This is a genomic window from Pseudomonas sp. A-B-19, assembly GCF_019947515.1.
In the GTDB taxonomy this organism is placed as follows: domain Bacteria; phylum Pseudomonadota; class Gammaproteobacteria; order Pseudomonadales; family Pseudomonadaceae; genus Aquipseudomonas.
The window spans coordinates 189,879-214,430 of the sequence record NZ_JAGYGN010000001.1; the positions used below are offsets into that span (position 1 = coordinate 189,879).

General features: G+C 60.0%; 19 protein-coding genes. 9 read left to right on the plus strand and 10 right to left on the minus strand.

The annotated features are described in order from the left end of the window. Positions 1 to 108: 108 nt before the first annotated feature. Both KGA81_RS00730 and rlmKL read right to left on the minus strand, forming a co-directional pair. Positions 109 to 2,508, minus strand: a complete 2,400-nt coding sequence (locus KGA81_RS00730; protein ID WP_223544148.1) for a GGDEF domain-containing protein — start codon at positions 2,506 to 2,508, stop codon at positions 109 to 111. A 140-nt stretch (positions 2,509 to 2,648) separates the two neighbouring features. Continuing rightward, on the minus strand, positions 2,649 to 4,919 hold the full coding sequence (gene rlmKL / locus KGA81_RS00735) for a bifunctional 23S rRNA (guanine(2069)-N(7))-methyltransferase RlmK/23S rRNA (guanine(2445)-N(2))-methyltransferase RlmL (protein WP_223544149.1): 2,271 nt from the start codon (positions 4,917 to 4,919) through the stop codon (positions 2,649 to 2,651). 528 nt (positions 4,920 to 5,447) lie between these two features. On the opposite strand from rlmKL, the gene rmf reads away from it, so the two are divergent. Then, positions 5,448 to 5,663, plus strand: coding sequence for a ribosome modulation factor (rmf, locus tag KGA81_RS00740; RefSeq protein WP_003223300.1), 216 nt, complete (start codon positions 5,448 to 5,450; stop codon positions 5,661 to 5,663). A 156-nt stretch (positions 5,664 to 5,819) separates the two neighbouring features. Here the strand turns inward: rmf and KGA81_RS00745 are convergent, their stop codons facing one another. Beyond that, positions 5,820 to 6,839, minus strand: a complete 1,020-nt coding sequence (locus tag KGA81_RS00745; RefSeq protein WP_223544150.1) for a quinone-dependent dihydroorotate dehydrogenase — start codon at positions 6,837 to 6,839, stop codon at positions 5,820 to 5,822. A gap of 228 nt (positions 6,840 to 7,067) precedes the next feature. Here KGA81_RS00745 and KGA81_RS00750 point away from each other — a divergent pair, with 228 nt between their 5' ends. From KGA81_RS00750 to cobA, 8 genes are all read left to right on the plus strand, one after another. Further along, positions 7,068 to 8,279: a CmpA/NrtA family ABC transporter substrate-binding protein gene (locus tag KGA81_RS00750; protein ID WP_223544151.1), complete on the plus strand. Its 1,212-nt coding sequence runs from the start codon at positions 7,068 to 7,070 to the stop codon at positions 8,277 to 8,279. A gap of 15 nt (positions 8,280 to 8,294) precedes the next feature. After that, positions 8,295 to 8,870 (plus strand): ANTAR domain-containing response regulator, encoded by a 576-nt coding sequence (locus KGA81_RS00755; protein ID WP_223544152.1) that lies wholly within the window; start codon positions 8,295 to 8,297, stop codon positions 8,868 to 8,870. Positions 8,871 to 9,234: 364 nt separating this feature from the next. Continuing rightward, a complete protein-coding gene (locus tag KGA81_RS00760; RefSeq protein WP_223544153.1) occupies positions 9,235 to 10,446 on the plus strand; it encodes a nitrate/nitrite transporter in 1,212 nt (403 codons plus the stop codon). A 7-nt stretch (positions 10,447 to 10,453) separates the two neighbouring features. Beyond that, entirely contained in the window at positions 10,454 to 12,124 is a 1,671-nt protein-coding gene (locus KGA81_RS00765; RefSeq protein ID WP_223544154.1) for a bifunctional protein-serine/threonine kinase/phosphatase, read from the plus strand. 397 nt (positions 12,125 to 12,521) lie between these two features. Further along, on the plus strand, positions 12,522 to 14,975 hold the full coding sequence (gene nirB / locus KGA81_RS00770) for a nitrite reductase large subunit NirB (RefSeq protein WP_223544155.1): 2,454 nt from the start codon (positions 12,522 to 12,524) through the stop codon (positions 14,973 to 14,975). Next, positions 14,972 to 15,289 carry a nitrite reductase small subunit NirD gene (gene nirD / locus KGA81_RS00775; RefSeq protein WP_223544156.1) on the plus strand — a complete coding sequence of 106 codons (318 nt, stop codon included), beginning with the start codon at positions 14,972 to 14,974 and terminating at the stop codon, positions 15,287 to 15,289. Before nirB ends, nirD begins: the two co-directional genes overlap by 4 nt. Continuing rightward, positions 15,289 to 18,006, plus strand: coding sequence for a nitrate reductase (locus KGA81_RS00780; RefSeq protein WP_223544157.1), 2,718 nt, complete (start codon positions 15,289 to 15,291; stop codon positions 18,004 to 18,006). Before nirD ends, KGA81_RS00780 begins: the two co-directional genes overlap by 1 nt. A 10-nt stretch (positions 18,007 to 18,016) precedes the next feature. Further along, complete coding sequence (gene cobA, locus KGA81_RS00785) at positions 18,017 to 18,784, plus strand: uroporphyrinogen-III C-methyltransferase (protein ID WP_223544158.1); 768 nt, start codon at positions 18,017 to 18,019, stop codon at positions 18,782 to 18,784. Between the two features lie 115 nt (positions 18,785 to 18,899). Here cobA and KGA81_RS00790 read toward each other — a convergent pair whose 3' ends face one another. From KGA81_RS00790 to KGA81_RS00820, 7 genes are all read right to left on the minus strand, one after another. After that, positions 18,900 to 19,946 (minus strand): OmpA family protein, encoded by a 1,047-nt coding sequence (locus KGA81_RS00790; protein WP_223544159.1) that lies wholly within the window; start codon positions 19,944 to 19,946, stop codon positions 18,900 to 18,902. A 107-nt stretch (positions 19,947 to 20,053) separates the two neighbouring features. Beyond that, the gene (gene sigX / locus KGA81_RS00795; protein ID WP_081501652.1) at positions 20,054 to 20,644 is read right to left on the minus strand and encodes an RNA polymerase sigma factor SigX; all 591 of its coding nucleotides are present in this window, start codon (positions 20,642 to 20,644) and stop codon (positions 20,054 to 20,056) included. Positions 20,645 to 20,734: 90 nt separating this feature from the next. Next, entirely contained in the window at positions 20,735 to 21,559 is an 825-nt protein-coding gene (locus KGA81_RS00800; protein WP_223544160.1) for a mechanosensitive ion channel family protein, read from the minus strand. A 2-nt stretch (positions 21,560 to 21,561) separates the two neighbouring features. Then, positions 21,562 to 21,810: a CrfX protein gene (locus tag KGA81_RS00805; RefSeq protein WP_223544161.1), complete on the minus strand. Its 249-nt coding sequence runs from the start codon at positions 21,808 to 21,810 to the stop codon at positions 21,562 to 21,564. 62 nt (positions 21,811 to 21,872) lie between these two features. Then, positions 21,873 to 22,868, minus strand: a complete 996-nt coding sequence (locus tag KGA81_RS00810) for a zinc transporter ZntB (RefSeq protein ID WP_223544162.1) — start codon at positions 22,866 to 22,868, stop codon at positions 21,873 to 21,875. A 26-nt stretch (positions 22,869 to 22,894) separates the two neighbouring features. After that, positions 22,895 to 23,383: a ribonuclease E activity regulator RraA gene (gene rraA, locus KGA81_RS00815; protein ID WP_223544369.1), complete on the minus strand. Its 489-nt coding sequence runs from the start codon at positions 23,381 to 23,383 to the stop codon at positions 22,895 to 22,897. 140 nt (positions 23,384 to 23,523) lie between these two features. Next, positions 23,524 to 24,513 carry an alpha/beta fold hydrolase gene (locus tag KGA81_RS00820; protein WP_223544163.1) on the minus strand — a complete coding sequence of 330 codons (990 nt, stop codon included), beginning with the start codon at positions 24,511 to 24,513 and terminating at the stop codon, positions 23,524 to 23,526. Positions 24,514 to 24,552: the final 39 nt, after the last annotated feature.

Consider the following 24,552-nt stretch of genomic DNA (forward strand, 5'->3'; position numbering starts at 1 on the left):
ATGTAGGAGCTGGCTTGCCAGCGAATGCGGCCGTTCAGTCAACATGAATATTGACTGACAAAACGTCTTCGCTGGCAAGCCAGCTCCTACAGGGATTGCGTGCACCCTCTAGTTCAATTGCGCCTCAACCCGATCCCTTCCCGCCTGCTTCGCCGCATAGACCCCCGAATCCGCACGCAACAGCAAGGCATCGGCGCCCTCTCCGGCCCGCCAACTGGCAATCCCGAAACTGGCGGTGACCGTACCCACTTCGTCAATGGGTGAACTGCGCAAGCCTTGCCACAATTGCCGGGCCAACACATAGGCATGTTCGCCGCTGATATCCGGGCACAGCACCATGAACTCCTCACCGCCCAGACGGCAGAACACATCGGTGCGGCGCAGCCGATGACCGATCCGTTCGCACACGACCTGCAACACCCGATCACCGATGGCATGACCGTGCAGGTCATTGATGCGCTTGAAATGGTCGATATCGAGCATGATCACCGACAGATTCCCACCGCCGCGCTCCACTCGGGCCATTTCGATGGTCAGGCGCTCCTGGAAATAACGCCGGTTGTGGATGCCGGTCAGGGAATCGGTGACCGACAACGCGCGCAATTCCTCCTCTACCCGTTTCATATCGGAAATGTCCGAGATATAGCCGTGCCACAGCACGCCGCCACCGGGCAGCTCCTCCGGAGTGGCTTCGCCGCGAACCCAACGCAAACCACGTTGCGGCAGTTGCACCCGGTATTCCTCACGCCACGGGCTGAGGGTGTCAGCCGAGGCGCGAATCGAGGCGCGGACACGGGTGGTGTCCAGAGGGTGAATCCGGGTGAAGATCGCTTCGGCATTGAGCACCAGCACATCGGGTTCGAGTTCGTAGATCTCGCGAATGCCGTCACTGGCATAGATCACACTGAAGCGTCCGTCGAACTCCATCTTGAACTGGTAGATGCCACCGGGCACATGGGCACTGAGCTTCTTCAACAGCAGGTCCCGCGCCGCGAGCGCTTCGTGGACCCGTTTGCGTTCGGTGATGTCGATGCACACCGCCAGGTGCCCGACCCACAGGCCTTGCTCGTCGAGCACTGGCGTGGCGAGCATGTTGACCATCAAATGGCTGCCATCGCCTCGCACCAGCGTCCACTCCCGCGCCTCGTGGGTGCCCTCCATGTCGCCTTCGACCAGCATCGCGTGGCAGGTTGGGACCGGCTTGCCATAGCGCGCGCTCAACTGCGCCGAGCGAGCGACCAGCTCCCGGGACAGGTGCAGGTTCTCCAGGGTCATGTGCCCCACCACCTCGGCACTGCTATAGCCGAGCATCTGCTCGGCACCGGCGTTGAAGGTGCTGATGACCCCGCGCAGGTCGGTGGCGATGATCGCAACCTGAGTGGCGGCATTCAGCACGCCACGCAACTGACCATGGGTGCCACGCAGTTCCTGTTCTCGATCCCGCAGCTCCCGGGTGCGTTGTTCGACCAGTTTCAGCGCCCGCTGCCGTTGACTGACCAGCACATACAGCAAGGCACTGAGCAACACGCTGAGCAATCCACCCAACACCACCAGACTGGTCACGGAGGAATGGTTGGCCCGCAAGAACGCGTCGCTGGGCTGGATATCGACTTGATAGTCATGGTCAGCCATGCGTAGCAGGCGCGTGGCGGACAACTCGCTGATAGCCGGCGGGTTGGGCGACTCGAACAGCACCTCGTGCTGCTCGTCGGTCGACAAATCGAGGATACGCACCGAGAGATAGTCACGGCTCGCCTGCGGCAGTCCGTCCACCAGCAACTGGCGCATGCTGATCACTGCCATGACATAACCGTAAGGTTTCTTGGCTTTGTGGCCCTGATTGTCATGTTGCGTGACCGGCGCGACCAGCAGCACGCCTCGCGCATAAGCCGGCTCGATACTCACCAGATGCATCGGTTGCGACACTGCCATGCCACCACGCTGATCGGCCCGATCGAGCGTGGCACGCCGCAGCGGCTGGGCCAGCAAGTCGTAACCGAGGGGGGAGCCAAGTCTGCTTTGCGTCTGGCTATACAGGACCGCTACGTACTCATCTCGCTCGCCGGCCAGCTGCAATTGGCCGTCAGCGCTGAGCTCTCTCAGGGTGAAGCTGCTCAAGCCTTCGTCACGCACTCGCCCCTCGAACGCCGCCCGCTCGTCACGAGTGACCCGTTTGGCAAAGGAATAAGCCTGGGTTCGCAATAGTAAAGGCTGGGTGTAACCGTCGAAATCCGTTCGAGAAACCGAATCGGAGTTGGCGAAAAACCGGCGCAGGCCATCAAGACGCTGCTCCTGATCTTCGAAACGCTCTTCGATACGGCTGTAACGCTCACTGGCCAGCAGTTGAAAGCGTTGCCGCAATTGATGGTGAAACAGATTCAGCGTCGACCATGCCAGTACCCCGGTGAGCACCCCGCCGGTCAGCAACACCAGCAGTGCGACCAGCCAGGCCGAAACATCTTCGCTGATAAAACCCAGGATCCTGGGGCGCACGGCGTGCAACGACATAAAACGCAAACTCAAAACGCCAGGTGCGGAAAAGCCCTTTGGCCATGGACTGAGTTATAGCTATTGGCCACTAATTTGACCAGCACTGTAGGAGCGAGCTCGGCTCCGGGCTCGCTCCTACAGTGAATCAGCACAGCTATCTAGCGAGCCATGATTTTCCAGGCGCGATGGATTTTTGCGTTGCGGGCAAAATCCGGATCGATCGTCTGGGCGGTGATCTCCTCGACCGCATAACGCTCGCCGAGGTTGGCCTCCAGTTCGAACTTGCGGAAGTTGTTGGAGAAGTACAACACGCCGCCAGGTGCCAGCCGCGCCATGGCCAGGTCGATCAATTGCACCTGGTCACGCTGCACGTCGAACACGCCTTCCATACGCTTGGAGTTGGAGAACGTCGGCGGGTCAATGAAGATCAGGTCGTACTCGTCACGACTGGCTTCGAGCCACGCCATTACATCGCCCTGCTCCAGGCGGTTCTTGTCGGAAAAACCGTTCAGCGACAGGTTGCGACGCGCCCAGTCCAGATAGGTTTTCGACAGGTCGACACTGGTGGTGCTGCGCGCGCCGCCCTTGGCCGCATGCACACTGGCCGTCGCGGTGTAGCAGAACAGATTGAGAAAGCGTTTGCCCGCCGCCTCCTTCTGGATACGCATGCGCATCGGCCGATGGTCGAGGAACAGCCCGGTGTCGAGGTAGTCGGTGAGGTTCACCAGCAGCTTCACGCCGCCTTCATTGACCTCGACAAACTTGCCCTGCGCCGCCTGGCGCTCGTACTGCCGGGTGCCACTCTGACGCTCGCGGCGTTTTACCACTACACGGCTCTTGTCGATGTTCAACGCCTGCGGAATCGCCGCCAGGGCATCGAACATACGGCCCGAGGCCTTTTCCGGATCGATGGATTTCGGCGCCGCGTATTCCTGGACGTGAACCCAATCGTGATACAGGTCGATGGCCATGGAGTATTCCGGCATGTCGGCGTCATACACGCGGTAGCAGTCGATGCCTTCACGCTTGACCCACTTGCCCAGGGCCTTGAGGTTCTTTTGCAGGCGGTTGGCGAACATCTGCCCACCTTCGCTCAGGCGCGGTTGCTCGACCACCGGTGCCGGTGCCGGCGTCGGTTTGATCGGGTTGCCGTTTTTGTTGAACTTGCGCTCCTGCGGTTCGTTCGGCGCCTGATCGTAGGCGGCTTGCTCACGCTCGACCTGGCGCTGTTCCGGAGTACGACGCTCGCCGGTGACGAACTGATCCGGCAGTACCTTGATCAGCAACAGCTTGCACGGCAAGGCACCGTTCCAGAACGAATACTGCTTGTGGCTGCGGATGCCCATGCGCTTGCCCAGGTCCGGCGCGCCGGTGAACACCGCCGCTTCCCAGTTCAGGCAGGCCTGACGCAGACGCTCGCCAAGGTTCTGGTAGAGGTAGAGCAGGCTCGCCTCGTCACCCAGACGCTCGCCGTATGGAGGGTTGCAGATCACCAGGCCTTTCTGGTTCTGGTCCGGGCGCGGCTCGAAGGTCGCGACCTCACCTTGGTAGATTTTGATCCACTCGCTCAGGCCGGCACGCTCGACGTTGTTACGACCCGGTTGAATCAGCCGCGGATCGGCTTCATAGCCGCGAATCCACAGTGGTGTTTTGGCCAGGCCGGCAGCGGCACGCTCGGACGCTTCTTCGTGGAGTTTTTTCCACAGCGCCGGGACGTGACCGAGCCAGGCGGTGAAACCCCACTGCTCGCGACGCAGGTTCGGCGCGATGTCGGCGGCGATCATCGCCGCCTCGACCAGGAAGGTACCGACACCGCACATCGGGTCGGCCAGCGCGCCGCCTTCGGCTGCGATACGTGGCCAGCCGGAACGGATCAGGATGGCGGCCGCGAGGTTTTCCTTCAGCGGTGCCGCACCTTGCTGCAGGCGATAGCCGCGCTGGTGCAGGCTGTGGCCGGACAGGTCGAGGGACAGAATGGCTTCGCCACGGTCCAGGCGCAGGTGAATGCGCAGGTCCGGGTTGAGCTTGTCGATGGACGGACGGTCGCCTTGCGGGGTACGCAGCTTGTCGACGATGGCGTCCTTGACCTTCAGCGCGCCGAAGTGGGTGTTGTCGATACCCGAGCCATGGCCGCTGAATTCGACGGCCAGGGTGCCGTCATTGAGCATGTGGTCTTGCCACTCGATGTCCAGCACACCGTGATACAGGTCTTCGGCGTCTTTCATCGGGAAACGTTTGAGCACCAGCAGCACACGGTTGGCCAGACGCGACCACAGGCACAGGCGATAAGCGGTTTCCATGGTGGCCATGCCGCGCACGGCCGAGGTGTGCTCCCGCGCTTCCTCAAGGCCAAGCCCGACGGCTTCCTCGATGAGCAGGCCTTCAAGGCCTTTTGGGCAAGTGAGGAAGAGTTCGAAACGATCGGACATGGGAATTCCAGAACCTTTAGCTAAGTGACCGGGCAACGCATTGCCGGTCCGGTTTTCAATCAGGCGCTTTTCTCGAAGAGCGCCCGCGTGGCACGAAGGTGTGCCGTTCCACCCTTGCTGCCCAGGTTAAAAGAGCTTAGATGCAAGGACAGATAAAAAAGTTGATGCAACAAAATGTCATAAGTCGACCCTTCGTCGAATAGTGCTTCCCGGCAACGGGAGCCATTCTCACTAAAGGATTAAGCCCATCATCCAGCGCAGGGCCGATCATACCGGGGTTTGGCCAATAAATACGGTAAACACGCTGTTACTTATGGCCTTAGCACATTAACAGTTACGTTCTTATGACAAAACGATCATTCCCTCGATGTGACGCATTGGTTAGAACTCAACTCAGGTTGGCGCCGCAATGACGCCAACACCTTGGCTCGTCACGCCGGCAACGAGCCCCCAACGGCAGAGTTTTTCTGCCAGACCTCAATTGAGGTCGACGCGATAAATACAGTCAACAAGTGAGGGCAACACCCTATGAGAAGACTTAAGCGTGATCCGTTGGAAAGAGCATTTTTGCGCGGATATCAATATGGCGTTGGTGGTAAATCCCGTGAGCTTTGCCCATTTACTCTACCGTCGGTACGTCAAGCCTGGATCAACGGCTGGCGAGAAGGACGCGGCGACAACTGGGACGGTATGACCGGCACTGCGGGAATCCACAGACTCAACGAACTTCACGCCGTCGGCTAATTACAGGGCAAAACACTCCGACACGACAATCTGATTTTGTACTGAATTAACCATGCGCGTCCCATCCGGACGGCGGGCTCCGGCCCAGGGGCTCCTTTTAAGGAGCCCTTTTTTATGCCTGCCAGAAACACCGCCACAAAAGCCCCCAAGCGACCTTTAGCGTAGCGCTGCGATGGCGTCTACCGACTCACGAATCAGCGCCGGGCCTTTGTAGATGAAGCCCGAATAGATCTGCACCAGGCTTGCGCCTGCGGTGATTTTTTCTGCGGCGTGCTTGCCTTCGGTAATGCCGCCGGCAGCAATGATCGGCAGCCGACCACCCAGCTCCGAAGCCAGCACTGTCACGGTGTGGGTGCTCTTGTCGCGAACCGGTGCGCCGGACAAACCACCGGCTTCGTCGCCATGCTCCAGGCCTTCGACGCCTACGCGGCTCAGGGTGGTGTTAGTCGCAATGACGGCATCCATTCCGGTTTCGATCAGCGCTTGCGCAACCTGAGCGGTTTCTTCGTCGCTCATGTCCGGCGCGATCTTGATCGCCAGCGGGACATGTTTGCCATGACGCATTGTCAGTTCCGTGCGGCGCTCGGCCAGATCGGCCAGCAACCGCTTGAGCGAGTCACCGAATTGCAGGCTGCGCAGGCCTGGCGTGTTCGGCGAACTGACGTTGACCGTCACATAGCTGGCGTGGGCGTAAACCTTGTCCAGGCAGATCAGGTAGTCGTCCACGGCACGCTCGACAGGCGTGTCGAAGTTCTTGCCGATGTTGATACCCAGCACGCCCTTGTACTTGGCCGCCGCCACGCGGGCCAGCAGGTGATCGACGCCGAGGTTGTTGAAACCCATGCGATTGATGATCGCCTCGGCCTCCGGCAAACGAAACAGGCGCGGCTTCGGGTTGCCCGGCTGCGGACGCGGCGTGATGGTGCCGATTTCGACAAAACCGAAACCCAGTTGGGCGAAACCATCGATGGCCGCACCGTTCTTGTCCAGACCGGCGGCCAGTCCCACCGGATTCGGGAAGTCCAGGCCCATGACATTCACCGGCATCTTCGCCGGCGCCTTGCACAGCAAGCCGTTGAGCCCAAGACGCCCGCCCGCGCCGATCAGGTCCAGGGACAGATCGTGGGAGGTTTCCGGGGAGAGTTTGAACAACAGCTGACGGGCCAGGGTGTACATGGGCGGATTTGACTCGATGGGCGGCGAATTGAGGCGGCGATTATAGCCGGGCATCGGCGCTGCAAGCGAGGCGCGAGAGCAAATCAGCGGTTAATGGCATATGCCTTGCACCAATCCTGGTACCAGCACCCATGCCGACGACGGAATGTGTGCAAAGACAATGGCGTCGTCCACGGCCTGCTCATGCAAGGACTCGGGACGACGTTTTTTTTGCAAGGTGAACACGCGATGAACGAACCGTCAGCCGGCCCTCTGGCCTGGGTCAATGGCAGCGATGCCCCGGAAAAAACCGAAATCAATCTCGGCTTCATGGCCCTGAGCGACTGCGCCTCGGTGGTGGTCGCCGCCACCCAGGGCTTCGCCCAACCCCACGGCTTGACCCTGAACCTCAAGCGCCAATCGTCCTGGGCCAACCTGCGGGACAAACTGGTCAGCGGCGAACTCGATGCCGCCCACAGCCTCTACGGTCTGATTTACGCCGTACACCTGGGTATCGGTGGCGTGGCGGCGACCGACATGGCCGTGCTGATGGGCCTGAATCAGAACGGCCAAAGCATTAATCTTTCCGGCGGCTTGCAGGCCCTTGGAGTGACCAGTCCTGAAGCACTGGATCGGCACGTGCACCAAACTCGCTCAAAACTCACCTTCGCCCAGACTTTTCCAACCGGCACCCACGCCATGTGGTTGTATTACTGGCTCGCCAGCCAGGGCATTCATCCCTTGCAGGATGTCGACAGCGTGGTGGTGCCGCCACCGCAAATGGTCGCGCACCTGCGAGCCGGGCGTATCGACGGGTTCTGCGTCGGCGAACCCTGGTCCGCCAGCGCCGTGCAACAGGACCTCGGCTTCACCCTGGCCACGACCCAGACCCTCTGGCCCGATCATCCGGAAAAAGTCCTGGGCTGCACCCGCGCGTTCGTCGAGCAATACCCCAATACTGCCCGGGCATTGGTGATGGCGGTTCTGGAGGCCAGCCGTTTCATCGAAGAAAGCACCGAGAATCGCCGCAGTACCGCACAATTGCTCAGTGCCGATCAGTACCTTGACGCGCCACTGGACTGTATCGAACCGCGCCTGCTGGGCGAATACGCCGACGGCCTTGGCCATCGCTGGCAAGACCCGCACGCATTGCGCCTGCACGGGGATGGCGAGGTCAACCTGCCGTACCTGTCCGACGGCATGTGGTTCATGACCCAGTTCCGCCGCTGGGGCTTGTTGCGCGACGACCCGGACTATCTCGCTGTGGCGCGGCAGGTCCAGCAACTGGACCTCTACCGTGAGGCCGCCCGTGCCGTCGGCGTCGCCTCGCCAGCCGAGGAAATGCGCAGCAGCCAGTTGATCGACGGCAAAATCTGGGACGGCTCGGACCCGGCCGGTTATGCCCGCAGTTTCAAACTGCACGCCATGTGCGACAGCTCCCATCGATCCGCCAGCCGCTGACAGGAGACCACGAACATGCTGCGTATCCTGCTGATCAACGACACCGCAAAAAAAGTCGGACGCCTGAAGGCCGCCCTGATCGAGGCCGGATTCGAAGTGATCGATGAATCCGGCCTGACCATCGACCTGCCCGAACGCGTCGAAACGGTGCGTCCGGATGTGATTCTGATCGATACCGAGTCACCGGGTCGCGATGTCATGGAACAAGTGGTGCTGGTGACTCGCGACCGGCCACGACCGATTGTGATGTTCACCGACGAACACGACCCCGGAGTGATGCGACAGGCGATCAAGTCCGGGGTCAGTGCCTACATCGTCGAAGGCATTCACGCACAACGCCTGCAGCCGATTCTCGACGTGGCCATGGCGCGCTTCGAAAGCGACCAGGCCTTGCGTGCACAATTGCAGGCCCGCGACCAGCAACTGGCCGAGCGCAAGCGCATCGAACTGGCCAAGGGACTGCTGATGAAAATGAAGGACTGCAACGAAGAAGAGGCCTACACGCTGATGCGCCGTCAGGCAATGAGTCGCCAGCAGAAGCTGATTCAGGTGGCGGAGCAGATTATTGCCATGAGCGAATTGTTGGGTTGAGCCCGCCCTGTGGCGAGGGAGCTTGCTCCCGCTGGGCTGCGAAGCGGCCCCAAAACCGGCCACTTCGGTAAATCGGACACAACGCGACTATTGAATTACGACTGCTTCGCAGTCGAACGGGAGCAAGCTCCCTCGCCACAAAAGCAGTGTTGGCACAAATCTCGCTAAGCAATCACCACAGGTAACCAACGGCGGTTGCCCCACCTACGACAAAGACGTCGCTCACCTCATTCGCCCCTGGCGGATCGGGTAGCGGCGTTTTTTCGTTTTGGCCCCACAGCACGGGGCCGGTGGTGCGGCCGTGACGGCGCCCCACCTGCAAGCTCATGACTCCTTTCGAGACTCTTCACAGCTGAGGTGCGCAATGAATTCAAGCTTCTGGAAATCCGGCCATACACCCACATTGTTCGCAGCCTTCCTCTATTTCGACCTGAGCTTCATGGTCTGGTACCTGCTCGGTCCTTTGGCAGTACAAATCGCCGCCGACCTGCACCTGACGACGCAGCAACGGGGGCTGGTGGTCGCCACGCCGATTCTGGCCGGGGCGGTGTTGCGCTTCGTGATGGGGATGCTGGCTGATCGCCTGTCACCCAAAACCGCCGGCCTGATCGGTCAGGTCATCGTGATCTGCGCATTGTTCGGCGCCTGGAAACTCGGTATCCACAGCTACGAGCAAGCGTTGCTGCTGGGTCTGTTTCTCGGCATGGCCGGCGCTTCTTTCGCCGTCGCCCTGCCCTTGGCATCGCAGTGGTATCCGCCGCAGCATCAAGGCAAGGCCATGGGCATCGCCGGTGCGGGGAACTCGGGCACTGTGTTCGCCGCATTGATCGCCCCAGTGCTGGCGGCGGCGTTTGGCTGGAGCAACGTGTTCGGGTTCGCCCTGATCCCGCTGATTCTGGCCTTGATCGTCTTCGCCTGGCTGGCCAAAAACGCCCCCGAGCGGCCAAAAGCCAAAGCCATGGCCGACTACTTCAAGGCCCTGGGCGATCGTGACAGCTGGTGGTTCATGTTTTTCTACAGCGTGACGTTCGGCGGTTTCATCGGCCTGGCCAGCGCCCTGCCCGGTTATTTCAACGACCAGTACGGCCTGAGCCCGGTCACTGCCGGCTACTACACCGCCGCCTGCGTGTTCGGCGGCAGCCTGATGCGCCCTCTGGGCGGCGCGCTGGCCGACCGGTTCGGTGGCATTCGGACCTTGTTGGCGATGTACACCGTCGCGGCGATCTGCATTACCGCTGTCGGTTTCAACCTGCCGAGTTCCTACGTCGCACTGGCACTTTTCGTCTGCACCATGCTCGGTTTGGGTGCAGGCAATGGTGCGGTGTTCCAGTTGGTGCCGCAGCGTTTTCGCCGGGAAATCGGCGTGATGACCGGCCTGATCGGCATGGCCGGCGGCATCGGTGGGTTTGCCCTGGCGGCCGGCATGGGCGCGATCAAGCAAAGCACCGGCAGCTATCAACTGGCCTTGTGGTTGTTCGCCAGCCTCGGCGTACTCGCCTGGTTCGGTCTACATGGGGTGAAACGTCGCTGGAGAACCACTTGGGGTTCGGCAGCCGTCACCGCTGCACGGGTGTGAGGACTGCATGAGCCTGCAACTGAGTTTCGCCGAACACAGCGCCATCGGCCCCCGCGAGGAGAACCAGGACGCTCTGCGCCTGGTCACTCCGGCCCCGGCGCTGGCGGCGAGCAAAGGTTATCTGTTCGCCATCGCCGATGGCGTCAGCCAATGTGCCGATGGCGGTCTCGCGGCCCGTTCGACCTTGCAGGCCCTGGCGCTGGACTACTACGCCACCCCGGAAACCTGGGGCGTCGCCCAGGCATTGGATCGCCTGCTGCTGGCGCAAAATCGCTGGTTGCAGGCTAACGGTGGCGGCCAACCACTGCTGACCACGGTCAGTGCCTTGGTGATGCGCGGCCGGCGTTTTACCCTGGCTCACGTCGGCGATTGCCGGGTTTATCGCTGGCACGCCGATACGCTGCAACGGGTGAGCGAGGATCACGTCTGGGACCAGCCGGGCATGCAGCATGTGCTTAAGCGGGCCCTCGGGCTGGATCAGCATCTGGTGCTGGACTTTCTCGATGGCGAACTGCGCCTGAACGAGAGTTTCGTGCTGCTCAGCGACGGCATCTGGGCCGTGCTGGGCGACACGGCCATTGCGGCGATTCTGCGGGATCAGCCTGATTTGGACAGTGCCGCGCAAACGCTGGTCAGCGCCGCGCACCTGGCCGGCAGTCAGGACAATGCCAGCGCCCTGCTGGTGCGGGTCGATGCCCTTGGCGAAACCAGCATTGGCGATGCATTGATTCATTTGCAGCAATGGCCACTCCCGCCTGCACTGAAGCCGGGCCAGACCTTCGAAGGCTGGCACGTGGAAGGGATCCTCGGCCAGAGCCAGCAATCGCTGCTGTATCGGGTGCGCGACGCGCAACAACAACCCTGGTTGCTGAAAACCTTGCCCGGTGCGCTACGTGACGATCACCAGGCCGGGCAGGCATTGTTATCCGAGGAATGGTTTCTCAAGCGTGTGGCCGGGCGGCATTTTCCTGAAGTCCATGCCTCGAGTCAGCGTCAGCATTTGTACTACGTGATGCGTGAATATTCCGGGTCTACCCTGGCTGAGCTGCATGAGCGTGTCGCAATGCTGCCACTGGCTCAATGGCTGGACCTGGCCGAACGCCTGCTGCGGGCCGTTGGCATACTGCATCGACGGCAGATTCTGCATCGCGATATCAAACCGGAGAACCTGCTGCTGGGGGACGACGGCGAGTTGCGCCTGCTGGATTTCGGCCTCGCCTACTGCCCCGGGCTGTCCGAAGATCAAGCTTGCGCCCTGCCCGGAACGCCCAGCTATATCGCGCCGGAGGCTTTTCGAGGCGACTATCCTACGCCACAACAGGATTTGTATGCGGTCGGCGTGACCTTGTATTACCTGCTGACCGGGCATTATCCCTACGGCGAAATCGAAGCGTTCCAGCGACCACGGTTTGGTGTGCCTGTCAGCGCCAGTCGCTACCGGCCCGACTTGCCGGAATGGATCGCGCAAAGCCTGGAGCGCGCGGTGGCTGCGGCTCCGGATCAGCGTTTTGAAACGGCGGAAGAATGGTTGTTGCTACTGGAACAGGGAGAACGTCGTAGTTTGAGCGTGCGTCCCAGACCGTTACTGGAGCGCGAGCCGCTGATAGTCTGGCGGACATTGGCGCTGGTGTCGCTGCTGGTGAATCTGGTGCTGCTGTTTTTGTTGTTTCATGGCTGAGTTTTTCACTACACCCAAAAGATCAAAAGATCGCAGCCTGCGGCAGCTCCCACGGGTGCCCACGATCTCCTGTAGCTGCCGCAGGCTGCGATCTTTTGATCTTTCTGCTTCAAAACCGGGCACTACGCCTTGAACCGGTGCACGCCAACCCTCTCCTCCCACGGTGAGAGTCCATAAATCAAGCCCTTGCGAGAGTTGGCACAACCACTGCATTACCTCTCCCAACAGACATAAAGCGCGGGCTTCAACGACGAAGGCTGCACTTCCCGAGAGAACGGGACCAGGACAAAGGCGTCCTCGCTAGGCAACTAGCGGGACGCCTTTTTTTGTTTGCGCAAAATTTGTCGAGCATGGCCTGAACCCTGATGAGGCAGGCCTGAGCTCCCCGGAGAACCTGATGAAAAAACTAAAACTGGTGATGATCGGCAACGGCATGGCCGGGGTCCGTACCCTGGAAGAACTGCTCAAGCTGAGTAATGAACTGTACGACATCACGGTCTTCGGCGCCGAACCCCATACCAACTACAACCGCATTCTGCTGTCGCCCGTACTGGCGGGCGAGCAGACATTCGAAGAGATCGTGCTCAACGATCTGGACTGGTATCTGGAAAACAACATCAAGCTGCTGCTCAACCGCAAAGTGGTGGAGATCGATCGGGTCAAACGCCGGGTCATCGCCGAAGACGGCACCGAGGCCGAATACGATCGCCTGCTGATTGCCACCGGCTCGACCCCGTTCATCCTGCCAATCCCCGGTAACACCTTGCAGGGCGTGATCGGCTACCGCGACATCGCCGACACCCAGGCGATGATCGACACCGCCAAGACCCACAAGCACGCCGTGGTCATCGGCGGCGGCCTGCTGGGCCTTGAAGCCGCCAACGGCCTGATGCTGCGCGGCATGCACGTCACCGTGGTGCACATCGGCGAATGGCTGCTGGAACGGCAACTGGACAAAACCAGCGGCCAACTCCTGCAAACCGCCCTGGAAGCTCGTGGCCTGCACTTTCGCCTGTGCGAACAAACCCAGGCCCTGCACGACGCCGGCAACGGCCGGGTCGGCTCGGTGCAGTTCAAGAACGGCGACATCATCCCCGCCGACCTGGTGGTGATGGCCGCCGGCATTCGCCCCAACACCGAACTCGCGGAAAAATCCGGCATCCCTTGCAGCCGCGGGATTCTGGTCAACGACACGATGCAAACCTACGACCCTCGGGTCTACGCCATCGGCGAATGCGCCAGCCACCGTGGCATCGCCTACGGCCTGGTCGCGCCGCTGTTCGAACAGGCCAAAGTCTGCGCCAACCACCTCGCCCAGTTGGGTTTTGCCACCTATAAGGGGTCGGTGACCTCGACCAAATTGAAGGTTACCGGTATCGACCTGTTCTCCGCCGGCGACTTCATGGGCGGTGAAGGCACCGAGACCATCACCCTCTCGGACCCGATTGGCGGGGTCTACAAAAAACTGGTGATCAAGGATGACGTGCTGGTCGGCGCCTGCCTGTATGGCGATACGGCAGACGGCGGCTGGTACTTCCGGCAGATCCGTGAGAATCACGCCATCGACGAGATCCGCGATCACTTGATGTTCGGTGAAAATTCGCTTGGCGACGTAGGACATCAGGGCCAGGACAAAGCCATGAGCATGGCCGACACAGCCGAAGTCTGCGGCTGCAACGGCGTGTGCAAAGGCACCATCGTCAAGGCCATTCAGGAACACGGACTGTTCAGCGTCGACGAAGTGAAGAAACACACCAAGGCCGCCAGCTCCTGCGGTTCCTGCGCCGGCCTCGTCGAACAGATCCTGATCAACACTGTGGGCGGCGCCGCCGACGTCAAACCGAAAAGCGAAAAGGCCATCTGCGGCTGCAGCGACCTCAACCACGGACAAATCCGCCAGGCCATCCGCGAACAGCACCTGCTGACTATCGCCGGCACCATGAGCTACCTGAACTGGCGCACCCCCAACGGCTGCGCCACCTGCCGGCCGGCGCTCAACTACTACCTGATTTCCACCTGGCCGGGGGAAGCCCGGGACGATCCGCAATCGCGCCTGATCAACGAAAGGGCCCACGCCAACATTCAGAAAGACGGCACTTACTCAGTAGTCCCGCGGATGTGGGGCGGCGTGACCAATCCTTCGGAACTGCGGCGCATCGCCGACGTCGCCGACAAGTACAACGTGCCGATGGTCAAGGTCACCGGTGGCCAGCGCATCGACTTGCTGGGCATCCGCAAGCAAGACCTTCCGGGGGTGTGGAAAGACCTGGACATGCCGTCCGGCCACGCCTACGGCAAATCCATCCGCACGGTGAAAACCTGCGTCGGCAGCGAGTTCTGCCGCTTTGGTACCCAGAACTCAACACAGTTGGGTATCGAACTGGAACATGACCTGTTCAACATGTGGTCACCGCACAAGGTGAAACTGGCTGTCTCCGGTTGCCCGCGCAACTGCTCGGAAGCCGGCATCAAGGATGTGGGAATCATCGGCGTGGACTCCGGCTGGGAGATGTACATCGGTGGCAACGGCGGGATCAAGACCGAAGTCGCGGAGTTCTTCGTCAAACTGAAAACCGCCGAAGAAGTCCGCGAATACAACGGTGCATTCCTGCAGCTCTATCGCGAAGAAGCCTTTTACCTCGAACGCACTGTGCACTACCTGCAACGGGTCGGCATGGACCACATCAAGAAAGCCGTACTAGAGGACCCGGAGCGGCGCAAGGCGCTCAACGATCGCCTGCAATTCTCCCTGTCGCTCGAACAGGACCCGTGGAAGGAACGCCTGGAACAGCCCCAGCTGAAAAAAGAATTCGACGTCATCCCCGTGAAGAACCTGGAGGTGCTGGCATGAACTGGCTGGATATCTGCGCACTGGAAGAGATCAATGCCCTGGGCTCGCGGATCATCGCTGGCCCCAAGGGTGACATCGCGATTTTTCGTACCAGCGACGACGAAGTGTTCGCCCTCGACGACCGTTGCCCGCACAAGGGCGGGCCGCTGTCCCAAGGTCTGATCTACGGCAAGCGGGTGGCCTGCCCGTTGCACAACTGGCAAATCGACCTGGAAAACGGCGAAGCCCTGGCCCCGGACATCGGCTGTGCCCATCACCATCTGGCTCGGGTAGAAAATGGCCGGGTGATGCTGGCCCTGCGGGATGCAGGCTGATGGGCCGCCAGATAACTGCGTCCACCTGCTGTTACTGCGGGGTCGGCTGCGGGGTGCTGATCGAGCACGACGGTTCACGCATCCTCGGCGTCAGCGGCGATCCCGCGCACCCGGCCAATTTCGGCAAGCTGTGCAGCAAGGGCTCGACCCTGCACCTGACCGGCGACGAGACCGCGCGGGCGCTGTACCCCGAGCTGCGCCTCGGCAAAGGCCTGGCCCGCCACCGCACAGACTGGGACACCGCCCTCGATCACGCCGCCAGCGTATTTGCCGCGACCATTGCCGAACATGGCCCGGACAGCGTGGCTTTTTACATTTCCGGGCAGCTGTTGACCGAGGACTACTACGCCTTCAACAAGCTGGCACGTGCCCTGGTGGGTACCAACAACATCGACAGCAATTCGCGGCTGTGCATGTCCTCGGCGGTGGTCGGCTACAAGCGCAGCCTGGGTGCCGACGCGCCGCCCTGCAGCTACGAAGACCTGGAATCGAGCGATTGTGTGATGATCGTGGGCAGCAACATGGCCTACGCCCATCCGGTGCTGTTTCGTCGGCTGGAGGAAGCCAAAGCCCGCCGGCCGCAGATGAAGGTCATCGTCATTGACCCACGTCGTACAGACACCTGCGATCTGGCTGACCTGCACCTGCCGATCTTGCCGGGCACCGATGTCGCTTTATTCCATGGGATTTTGCATTTGCTGCTGTGGGAAGACTGGATCGATCGTGACTTCATCAAAGACCATACCGAAGGTCTGGCTGAGCTGAAAAGCCTGGTGCGTGACTACACCCCGCAAATGGTTTCGCAGCTCTGCGGAATCAGCATCGAGCAATTGCAGCAATGTGCCGAGTGGATCGGTACATCCCCAAGCTTTCTGTCGCTTTGGTGCATGGGCTTGAACCAGTCCACTGCCGGTAGCGCGAAAAACAGTGCGCTGATCAATCTGCACCTTGCCACCGGGCAGATCGGTCGCCCCGGCGCCGGACCTTTCTCCCTCACCGGTCAGCCAAATGCCATGGGCGGGCGGGAAACCGGCAGTTTGTCCAACCTGCTGCCCGGCCATCGTGATGCCGCCAATGCGCAACACCGTGAGCAAGTAGCGTCCTATTGGGGCGTCGAGCAACTGCCGGAAAATCCCGGGCTCTCGGCGATCGAGCTGTTCGAGCAAGTGCGCAGCGGCAAGATCAAGGCGTTGTGGATCGCCTGCACCAACCCCGCGCAATCCATGCCGGACCAGATGACCGTGAGCGCCGCCTTGCAAGCCTGCCCGTTCGTGGTGTTGCAGGAAGCCTTTCGCACCACTGAAACCGCGAAGTTTGCCGACCTCCTGCTGCCCGCGGCCAGTTGGGGAGAAAAGGAAGGCAGCGTGACCAATTCCGAACGACGCATTTCCCACGTACGCCAGGCAATCGTTGCACCGGGTGAGGCACGGCCGGACTGGGCAATTACAGTAGATTTCGCACAACGCCTGGAGAAATACCTGCGCCCCGGCCAAACCAGCCTGTTTGCATTTGATAACCCCGCTCAGGTCTTTGATGAATACAAACACCTGACTCGCGGTCGCGACCTGGATCTGTCCGGTATCAGCCATGCACTGATCGATCGACTCGGCCCGCAGCAGTGGCCCTTCCCTTCAGGTGCCGTCGAAGGCACGGCACGGCTCTACGTCGACGGGATATTTGCCACTGCCAACGGGCGCGCACAGTTCGTGGCCGATCCGTACCGCGCCGCCAAAGAGCAACGCGATACACGCTTCCCCCTGACCCTGATCACCGGCCGCTTGCGCGATCAATGGCATGGCATGAGCCGCACCGGCACCGCCGCGCAGCTGTTCGGCCATGTCAGCGAAGCGCAGGTGAGCCTGCACCCTGACGAATTGCGCCGCCATCGCTTGCAGCCCGGGGATCTGGTCAGCCTGAAAAGCCGGCGCGGCGCAGTCATCGTCGCGGTCGCCAGCGATGACTGCGTGCGTCCTGGCCAGGCCTTTTTGCCAATGCACTGGGGCGACCGTTTTCTCAAGGGCGGGGTGAACAGCCTGACTTTGTCCGCATTCGACCCTTTGTCGAAACAGCCCGAACTCAAGCACAGCGGCGTACGCCTGGAGCCGGTCGATTTGCCCTGGAAACTGTTCGCACTGATCGAGGGTGATGTTCAACGGCATTTTGAGGCGCTACGACCGCTTTGTGAGGCATTTTCCTACGTCAGTCTCAGCCTGGTTGGTCGTGAACGCCCTGCTCTGCTTGTACGGGCTGCCAATGCTTCAGCGCCTTCGGCAGAGTTGCTCTGTGAAATCGATCAAAGCCTGGCACTCAATGACGGCCCGGTGTTGGCTTACGACGACCCTCGACGGGCCATTGGCAAGCGGGTGCGAATCGAAAATGGCCGGATCACCGCCATTCGCCTGGCCGGTGAAACCCTTGCCCAGCACTGGTTGCAGGGGCTGTGGCTCGACGGCCGCGCAGACGAGCAATTGCGCCGCTGGTTGTTGGCGCCGCTGAGCGCACCACCGGGCAATCTCGACGCGCCCTTCAACGCGACCAAGATCCTGTGCAACTGCAAGAACGTCGGCCAGAACGCGATCTGCGCCGGCATCGACCGTGGCCTGGACTTGCAGGAACTCAAGCAAGAACTGGGTTGCGGCACGCAATGCGGGTCCTGCGTTCCGGAAATCAAACGCCTGCTGGCTGCCAAGGCGCGGCCAGTCACTGTCATCTCGTGAGGAAAACACTATGAGTGCAAAAGTCTGGCTGGTGGGTGCAGGCCCGGGGGATCCGGAGTTGCTCACGTTGAAAGCGGTACGTGCCTTGCGCGAGGCTGATGTGGTGCTGATCGATGATCTGGTCAATGTCGCGGTACTCGAGCATTGCCCAGAGGCGCGGATCATCCCGGTGGGCAAGCGCGGCGGCTGCCGCTCCACTCCTCAAGCGTTTATCCATCGCCTGATGCTTCGTTATGCCCGGCAGGGTAAATGCGTGGTGCGGCTAAAGGGCGGCGATCCGTGCATTTTCGGCCGAGGTGGTGAAGAGGCGCAGTGGATGCGCGAGCGCGGGGTCGAAGCCGAGTTGGTCAACGGCATCACGGCGGGCCTTGCCGGCGCGACCCAATGCGATATTCCGCTGACGCTGAGGGGCGTTGCACGTGGCGTGACACTGGTCACGGCGCACACTCAGGATGACAGCTGCCTGAACTGGCAGGCCCTGGCTCAAGGGGGCACCACGCTGGTGATCTACATGGGGGTGGCGAAGCTGAGTGAAATTCGCGAGCAACTGCTGGCCGGCGCAATGGCTCCCGCTACGCCTGTGGCAATGATCGAAAATGCTTCCCTGCCGCACCAACGGGAATGTTGGAGCGACCTGGCAACCATGGAAGAAGATGCCCGCGACTTCCAGCTCAAAAGCCCGGCAATCCTCGTGATCGGTGCTGTAGCGGCCTGTGATGAGATCAAAAGATCGCAGACTGCGGCAGCTCCTACAGTGGTTCGACGTTCATCCCTGTAGGATGCTGGCGCAGGCTGCGATCCTTTCGCAACAGCGCCAAACCCTCGCTGAAACCCAAATCGCAGACAAAGAAAAGCCCGGCCTGAGCCGGGCTTTTCTCAGAGCTGCGAGCTAATTACTTAGCTTGAGCTTCAACCTGCGCTTCTACGCGACGGTTAACAGCGCGACCAGCTTCAGTGGCGTTGTCAGCAACCGGGCGGGATTCGCCGTAGCCAACGGACTGAACGCGGGACGACTCAACACCGTACTGGTTGGTCAGAACTTGCTTAACGGCGTTTGCACGACGCTCGGACAGTTTCTGGTTGTAAGCGTCAGGACCGACGTTGTCGGTGTGACCTTCAACAGTAGTGGTGGTGGATGGGTACTGCTTCATGAAGTCAGCCAGGTTCTTGATGTCGCCGTAGCTGCTTGGCTTGACTGCCGACTTGTTGAAGTCGAACTTCACGTCCAGCTCTACACGAACGACTTCAGCAACAGCCGGGCAGCCATCAGCGTCAACAGTTACGTTGGCTGCGGTGTCCGGGCACTTGTCAACGTTGTCGCAAACGCCATCGTTGTCGCTGTCGGAGCAGACTTCTGGAGCTGGAACCGGAGCAGCAGCAGGCTTGTTGCCACCGCCGAAGTTAACACCCAGACCTACGGACGGGATGTAGTCCCAACGGCCGTTGTCCAGCTTGTAGTCAGCTTCTACGCCAGCACGAGCGTAAACGTTTTCAACGAAGTAGTACTTGACGCCAGCGCCAGCAGTCAGGAAAGTCGACTGGTCACGACCGGTGTGGCCGTCAGCGGCTACGTTGGTCAGGCTGCCGTGCTTGACACCACCTTGAACGTAAGGACGCAGAGCGTCGCCAGCGTTGTTGAAGTGGTACTGGGCGTTCAGACCGAACTGGTCGCCTTCGATTTTCTGGTTGCCGGTGTTGTTGTTCGAACGGGTGTAGTCATCGTTGTTGTAGGTGAAGTTCAACGATACGTCGTCGGTCAAGAAGTAACCGATGGAGGCGCCAGGAGTGTAGCCGTCTTCAACGTTGTTAACGCTGTCGTTGTACTTCTTCCCGTAGTTGAGCTCGCCTTCAACTGCGCCTTGGCCTTGTGCCAGTGCGCCGAACGAAGTAGCGGCAATAAGAGTACCAATGGCCAAGCCCAAGGTGTTTTTCAGTTTCATCCGTTAAATCCCCATCTGGTGATTGTGAAGCAGTCCCGCAAACCGGGGGACAACTCGGCGGCAAGTCTAACAGAACTTGCCTACGCGTAAGAGATATTTGCGCTGAACTAAGTTTCAGCAATGCCTGCAAATTTCTCACGCAATTTATCTAGAGCGCGCTTGTACCGCATTTTTGTTGCGCTCAAACCCATGTGCATGATGTCTGCGATCTCCTGAAACTCCAGCTCTGCGACAAATCGTAGCACCAGAATTTCGCGGTCAATCGGGTTCACATACACCAACCAGCGATCAAGTCCGCCCTTTTCCTCAGGTTTCGGCGCCTTTTCTTCGGACGCTTCCTCAAGGGGATCAAGACTCAATGCGTCCATCAAGCGACGCTTTCGCCGTTCCTTTCGATACTGTGTGATGCATTCGTTGTACGTGATGCTATATAGCCATGTCTTGAACTTCGATTTACCTTCGAAGTTCTTCAGGCCATACAGCACCTTCAACATGACCTCCTGACAGACATCGTCTGCGTCGCGATCGTTCCCGAGATACCGTGCGCATACGTTAAATAATGTTCGCTGGTAACGCCGCATCAGTTCTTCATAGGCGCGTGTTACGTGAAACAGTTCGGTATGCGAGCGCGCGACCAACTCCTCATCAGAGAGCTCGCGGGGGTCGTAGCGCATGGATAACGATTGGGTTTTATTCAAAACAAGTCGGGCCGACAGTCAGGTCAATGTCCGCCGCAGCCAGCATCAGCAGGCATTTTGCGGCGGCATACATTAGCAGGGTTTGCCGGGTTAGTGGCTACTCACATGCTGCTCAAGGAGAATCCGATTGGAAAGAGAGACTAGCTCACCCTCATCGGTCAGCAATGTGGTTTTAACCGTGCCGATCTCCTCGATCTGGCCTTCGACCTCGCCAACACGCACTTGTTGCCCAACCTGGTACAGCTCACGCACGTAGATTCCCGCAAGAATCTGGCCGGCAATTTCCCGGCTCCCCAACCCCATGGCCAGCGCTACCGCCAGACCAACGGTTATCAACACGATCACGATCACATGGTTCAGCAGGTCAGTCTTGACCTCAAGCTGGCTGATCGCAACCGAAATACTGATGATGATCACCAGGCCCTGGGCAATTCGACCAAGCCCTGAAGCATAGTCCAGGCCTACGCCTTCTGCCGCTCCACGCACCAGCCCGTTGGCCAGTTGCGCCAGCAAAACACCTACCAGCAACACCAGTGCCGCGCCGAAAACCTTCGGCAGATACAACGCAAGCATATCCAGCGTAGCTGAAACCCGCTCAAGCCCAAGCGATTCTGCGGCAGAAACCAGAAAAATAAGCAGAATGAACCAATAGACGATCTTGCCGATCAGGGTCGAGATAGGAACCTGCAATCCAGCGCGGGACAGCAGCTTGGTCAGGCCAGTGCCGCCCATCAAGCGGTCAAGGCCCAGTTTGGCGAGCAACTTGGAGAGCAGGGTGTCCAGCAGTTTGGCCACGACAAAACCCAACAGCAGCACAACCAGTGCGCCGAACAGGTTCGGAATGAAGTTCGCAACCTTGGTCCACAACGCAGTCATTGCAGTGACGAGGCTCTGAGTCCAGAGATCAAGTTCCATATTCAATCAGCCTTATCAGCAGTGCGAGCAGCAGGTTTACGAAGACGGGATACCGGCGCGACATGGGCCGATCCGTTATTCAGGGCGATCATCAGTGCGGGCAACCAGCGCCCCAGCAGACTGAACAAATCACCGGCGCCAACCTGGCGATTGGCGGTTTTCAGCACACGCCCCAGGCACGCATCGTCGTCCCGGTTGGACGGTGAGGCCTTGAGCATGTCGCGTAAAGACTGTTCAAACGGATCGTGCATACGCACCTCTCGTGATGTCTGTGGGAGACGCGGTCAGTTTTGGTCGGGTCACATGGTTTCCCTCAGACCCAGCGCAAACGTCGGAATAACCACCATTGCCCCAGCGCCACCGAGACCATCATCAGGCAGGCGATCAGAAAGCCATAAGGGCTTGCCGAGAATGGAATGCCACCGACGTTGATCCCCAAAAGCCCGGTCAGAAAACTCATTGGCAAAAAGATCCCGGTAATGATGCCAAAGCGATACATCGTGCGGTTCATGCGCACGCTCAAGCGACGATCTTCAGCCTCCAGGACCAGCCCCACCCGCTCCCGGGTCAATTCCAGCTCTTCGAGGTAGCGGGTCAGGCTGTTGTTCAATTCGTTCCAGTAATCGCCATCGTCCTCGACGAACCAGGGCAACTTGATTCGCGTCAACTGCCCGAAAATGTCCCGCTGCGGAGCGAGAAAGCGCTTCAACGCAGCCGCCCGGCGACGAATCTGCAAAACCGATCCGTGCTCAGGAGTATACCGTTCGTCGGAATCCAGTTTTTCTTCTTCCTCATCGACCACTTCCGAGAGACAGCTGACCAGATCCTGCACCTTGTTGGTGAGGTACTGCGCCATGCACAGGATGAGTTCGGAGGCAGTTTTCGGCCCCTTGCCCTCGGACAGTTGCACCAGCAACTCGTCAGTGGCACGCAACGGACGCAAACGCAGGGAAATGACACGCTGGGCCGAGCCGAAGATCCGCACCGACACCATGTCCTCGGGCTCGGCACCGGGGTTCAGATTGACCCCGCGCAAAAATAGCAGCAGTTCGCTGTCGGAAAGCTGTAAAAGTCGCGGACGGGTGTTTTCTTCGAGCAGCAGGTCACAACTGAATTCGCTCAGACCACTGGATTTGCGCAGCCAGGTCCGGGTTTGCGGATGACTGCGATCCCAATGCAGCCACAGGCTTTCATGGGCCTGCAACTGCAAGTCATCGAGTTCAGTCCGGGCAATCGAACGCGCGCCGCCTTTACCGTCCAGCACCAGGGCATGCACCAGCCCCCATTGCGCGTTTTCTTCCTCGAACATCCGCACTCCTTTGGTCGACCAGCGTTTTATTCAGGCATTTTCAGCGGGGTTGGCGAGATGATCACGCCGTTGTTGTCCGCATAGATGTAATGACCCGGATGAAATGTCACGCCGGCGAAGGTCACGGCAACGTTGAGATCGCCGAGCCCGCGTCTGTCGGATTTCCTAGGGTGGCTGGCGAGGGCCTGAACGCCCAGATCGGTCTGCGCAATGATATCGACGTCACGGATGCAACCGTAGATCACCAGCCCTTCCCAACCGTTTTTCGCCGCTTTCTCGGCCAGCATGTCACCCAGCAACGCATGACGCAGGGAACCGCCACCGTCTACCACCAGCACTTTGCCATCCCCCTTGAGTTCGACTTGCTCCTTGACCCGCGAGTTGTCTTCGAAGCACTTGATGGTCACGATTTCGCCACCAAAGGAATCACGGCCGCCGAAATTGCTGAACATCGGTTCCAGCACCTGCACCAGTTCCGGATAGGCATCGCATAGGTCAGGCGTGAGGTAATGGATCATCGAGAAACTCCTGTGAAGAGGAAGACAGCACGAACATCAGTGATGACTTAGCCACGGAAAGTGACCAGAACAGCTCAATGCGTCATATCTTAGCCGCAAGCCGATCAGAGCGAAATGCCCTTGTTAGAGCGTCAGGCTCAGATTGCCGCGGCCAAATCCTGTTGTGCTCCCGGCAAAGGTGTCTGCTGATCAGCCAACCAGCGGGCCACCAACGGCCAGACTTCGGCCTGGGCGGGTTTGCTGACGAGCATTTCAACATGGCCAAAATTGTCGGCGAAACCTTGATCTCGCCCCAGATTGATAAATTGCTTGCGATCGGAACCGAACTGCTCGAACAGTTTGCGGCACGCCCACGCAGGATCCTGATGATCGCCCGTAGCGCTCACGGCGAGCACCGGCAACTTGACCTCGGCCAAACCCGCCCACCAATTCTTATCGGCATCGCCAAAACGCCCGAACAGACCGTACCAGCGCATGCTTTCCAGAGCCAGGCCAATCGGTTCGTCCTCCGGACCACGCTTGAGGCGTGAACCGGACAATTGAGCAAAACGCTTGAGAATAAAGCGTCCACTCCACTCCACCGGCGGAATCTTCAAGGGCCAGTAAGTGCGACTGACCTGAGTGCCAAAAAACGCCGCCGAGGCCACGACCGGCTCACCGATGTACTCGCCACCCAGCGCCGCCGCCAGGGTAATACCGCCCAGCGAGTGACCGATCCAGTGCGGCACCTGCCCGCTCTGTTCGCGCACGAACGCACCAATGGCCGGCAAGTCATAGCGTGCATAGTCGGCGACGCCGTTCTTGCGATAGTTCTGGTTGCGTTGGGACAAGCCGTGACCGCGCATTTCCGGAATCCAGACGTCGAATCCCAGGCGGGCCAGATAAGCGCCCAACCCCAGGCCCTTGGGAGAAAACCAGAACCGGCGATTGGAAAAGCTGCCGTGCAGCAGGATCACCGGCACGCCACGGGAGGACGACTCATCGGCCATGCCAAGACGCGTCACAGCCAGTTCGACGGTGAAGTCGGGGCTGTTACCGGGTTTCAAACGATAGACATCTTCGCTCAGATCACCGCGCCGTTCGGCGCTGATCAGAGCGACAGGAAATAGGTTGCTGCTGCTTTGCATAATCTCTTGCACAAAAAAGGGCGGCATCCAGATGGAGCC

What these genes read in the sequence shown, in the direction of transcription:
- KGA81_RS00780 (WP_223544157.1), top strand. Translation starts at nt 15,289, where the DNA reads ATGGGCCGCCAGATAACTGCGTCCACCTGCTGTTACTGCGGGGTCGGC.
- rmf (WP_003223300.1), top strand. Translation starts at nt 5,448, where the DNA reads ATGAGAAGACTTAAGCGTGATCCGTTGGAAAGAGCATTTTTGCGCGGA.
- nirB (WP_223544155.1), top strand. Translation starts at nt 12,522, where the DNA reads ATGAAAAAACTAAAACTGGTGATGATCGGCAACGGCATGGCCGGGGTC.
- KGA81_RS00760 (WP_223544153.1), top strand. Translation starts at nt 9,235, where the DNA reads ATGAATTCAAGCTTCTGGAAATCCGGCCATACACCCACATTGTTCGCA.
- KGA81_RS00765 (WP_223544154.1), top strand. Translation starts at nt 10,454, where the DNA reads ATGAGCCTGCAACTGAGTTTCGCCGAACACAGCGCCATCGGCCCCCGC.
- KGA81_RS00805 (WP_223544161.1), bottom strand. Translation starts at nt 21,810, where the DNA reads ATGCACGATCCGTTTGAACAGTCTTTACGCGACATGCTCAAGGCCTCA.
- KGA81_RS00750 (WP_223544151.1), top strand. Translation starts at nt 7,068, where the DNA reads ATGAACGAACCGTCAGCCGGCCCTCTGGCCTGGGTCAATGGCAGCGAT.
- KGA81_RS00810 (WP_223544162.1), bottom strand. Translation starts at nt 22,868, where the DNA reads ATGTTCGAGGAAGAAAACGCGCAATGGGGGCTGGTGCATGCCCTGGTG.
- KGA81_RS00790 (WP_223544159.1), bottom strand. Translation starts at nt 19,946, where the DNA reads ATGAAACTGAAAAACACCTTGGGCTTGGCCATTGGTACTCTTATTGCC.
- nirD (WP_223544156.1), top strand. Translation starts at nt 14,972, where the DNA reads ATGAACTGGCTGGATATCTGCGCACTGGAAGAGATCAATGCCCTGGGC.
- KGA81_RS00755 (WP_223544152.1), top strand. Translation starts at nt 8,295, where the DNA reads ATGCTGCGTATCCTGCTGATCAACGACACCGCAAAAAAAGTCGGACGC.
- KGA81_RS00800 (WP_223544160.1), bottom strand. Translation starts at nt 21,559, where the DNA reads ATGGAACTTGATCTCTGGACTCAGAGCCTCGTCACTGCAATGACTGCG.
- cobA (WP_223544158.1), top strand. Translation starts at nt 18,017, where the DNA reads ATGAGTGCAAAAGTCTGGCTGGTGGGTGCAGGCCCGGGGGATCCGGAG.
- rlmKL (WP_223544149.1), bottom strand. Translation starts at nt 4,919, where the DNA reads ATGTCCGATCGTTTCGAACTCTTCCTCACTTGCCCAAAAGGCCTTGAA.
- KGA81_RS00745 (WP_223544150.1), bottom strand. Translation starts at nt 6,839, where the DNA reads ATGTACACCCTGGCCCGTCAGCTGTTGTTCAAACTCTCCCCGGAAACC.
- KGA81_RS00730 (WP_223544148.1), bottom strand. Translation starts at nt 2,508, where the DNA reads ATGTCGTTGCACGCCGTGCGCCCCAGGATCCTGGGTTTTATCAGCGAA.
- KGA81_RS00820 (WP_223544163.1), bottom strand. Translation starts at nt 24,513, where the DNA reads ATGCAAAGCAGCAGCAACCTATTTCCTGTCGCTCTGATCAGCGCCGAA.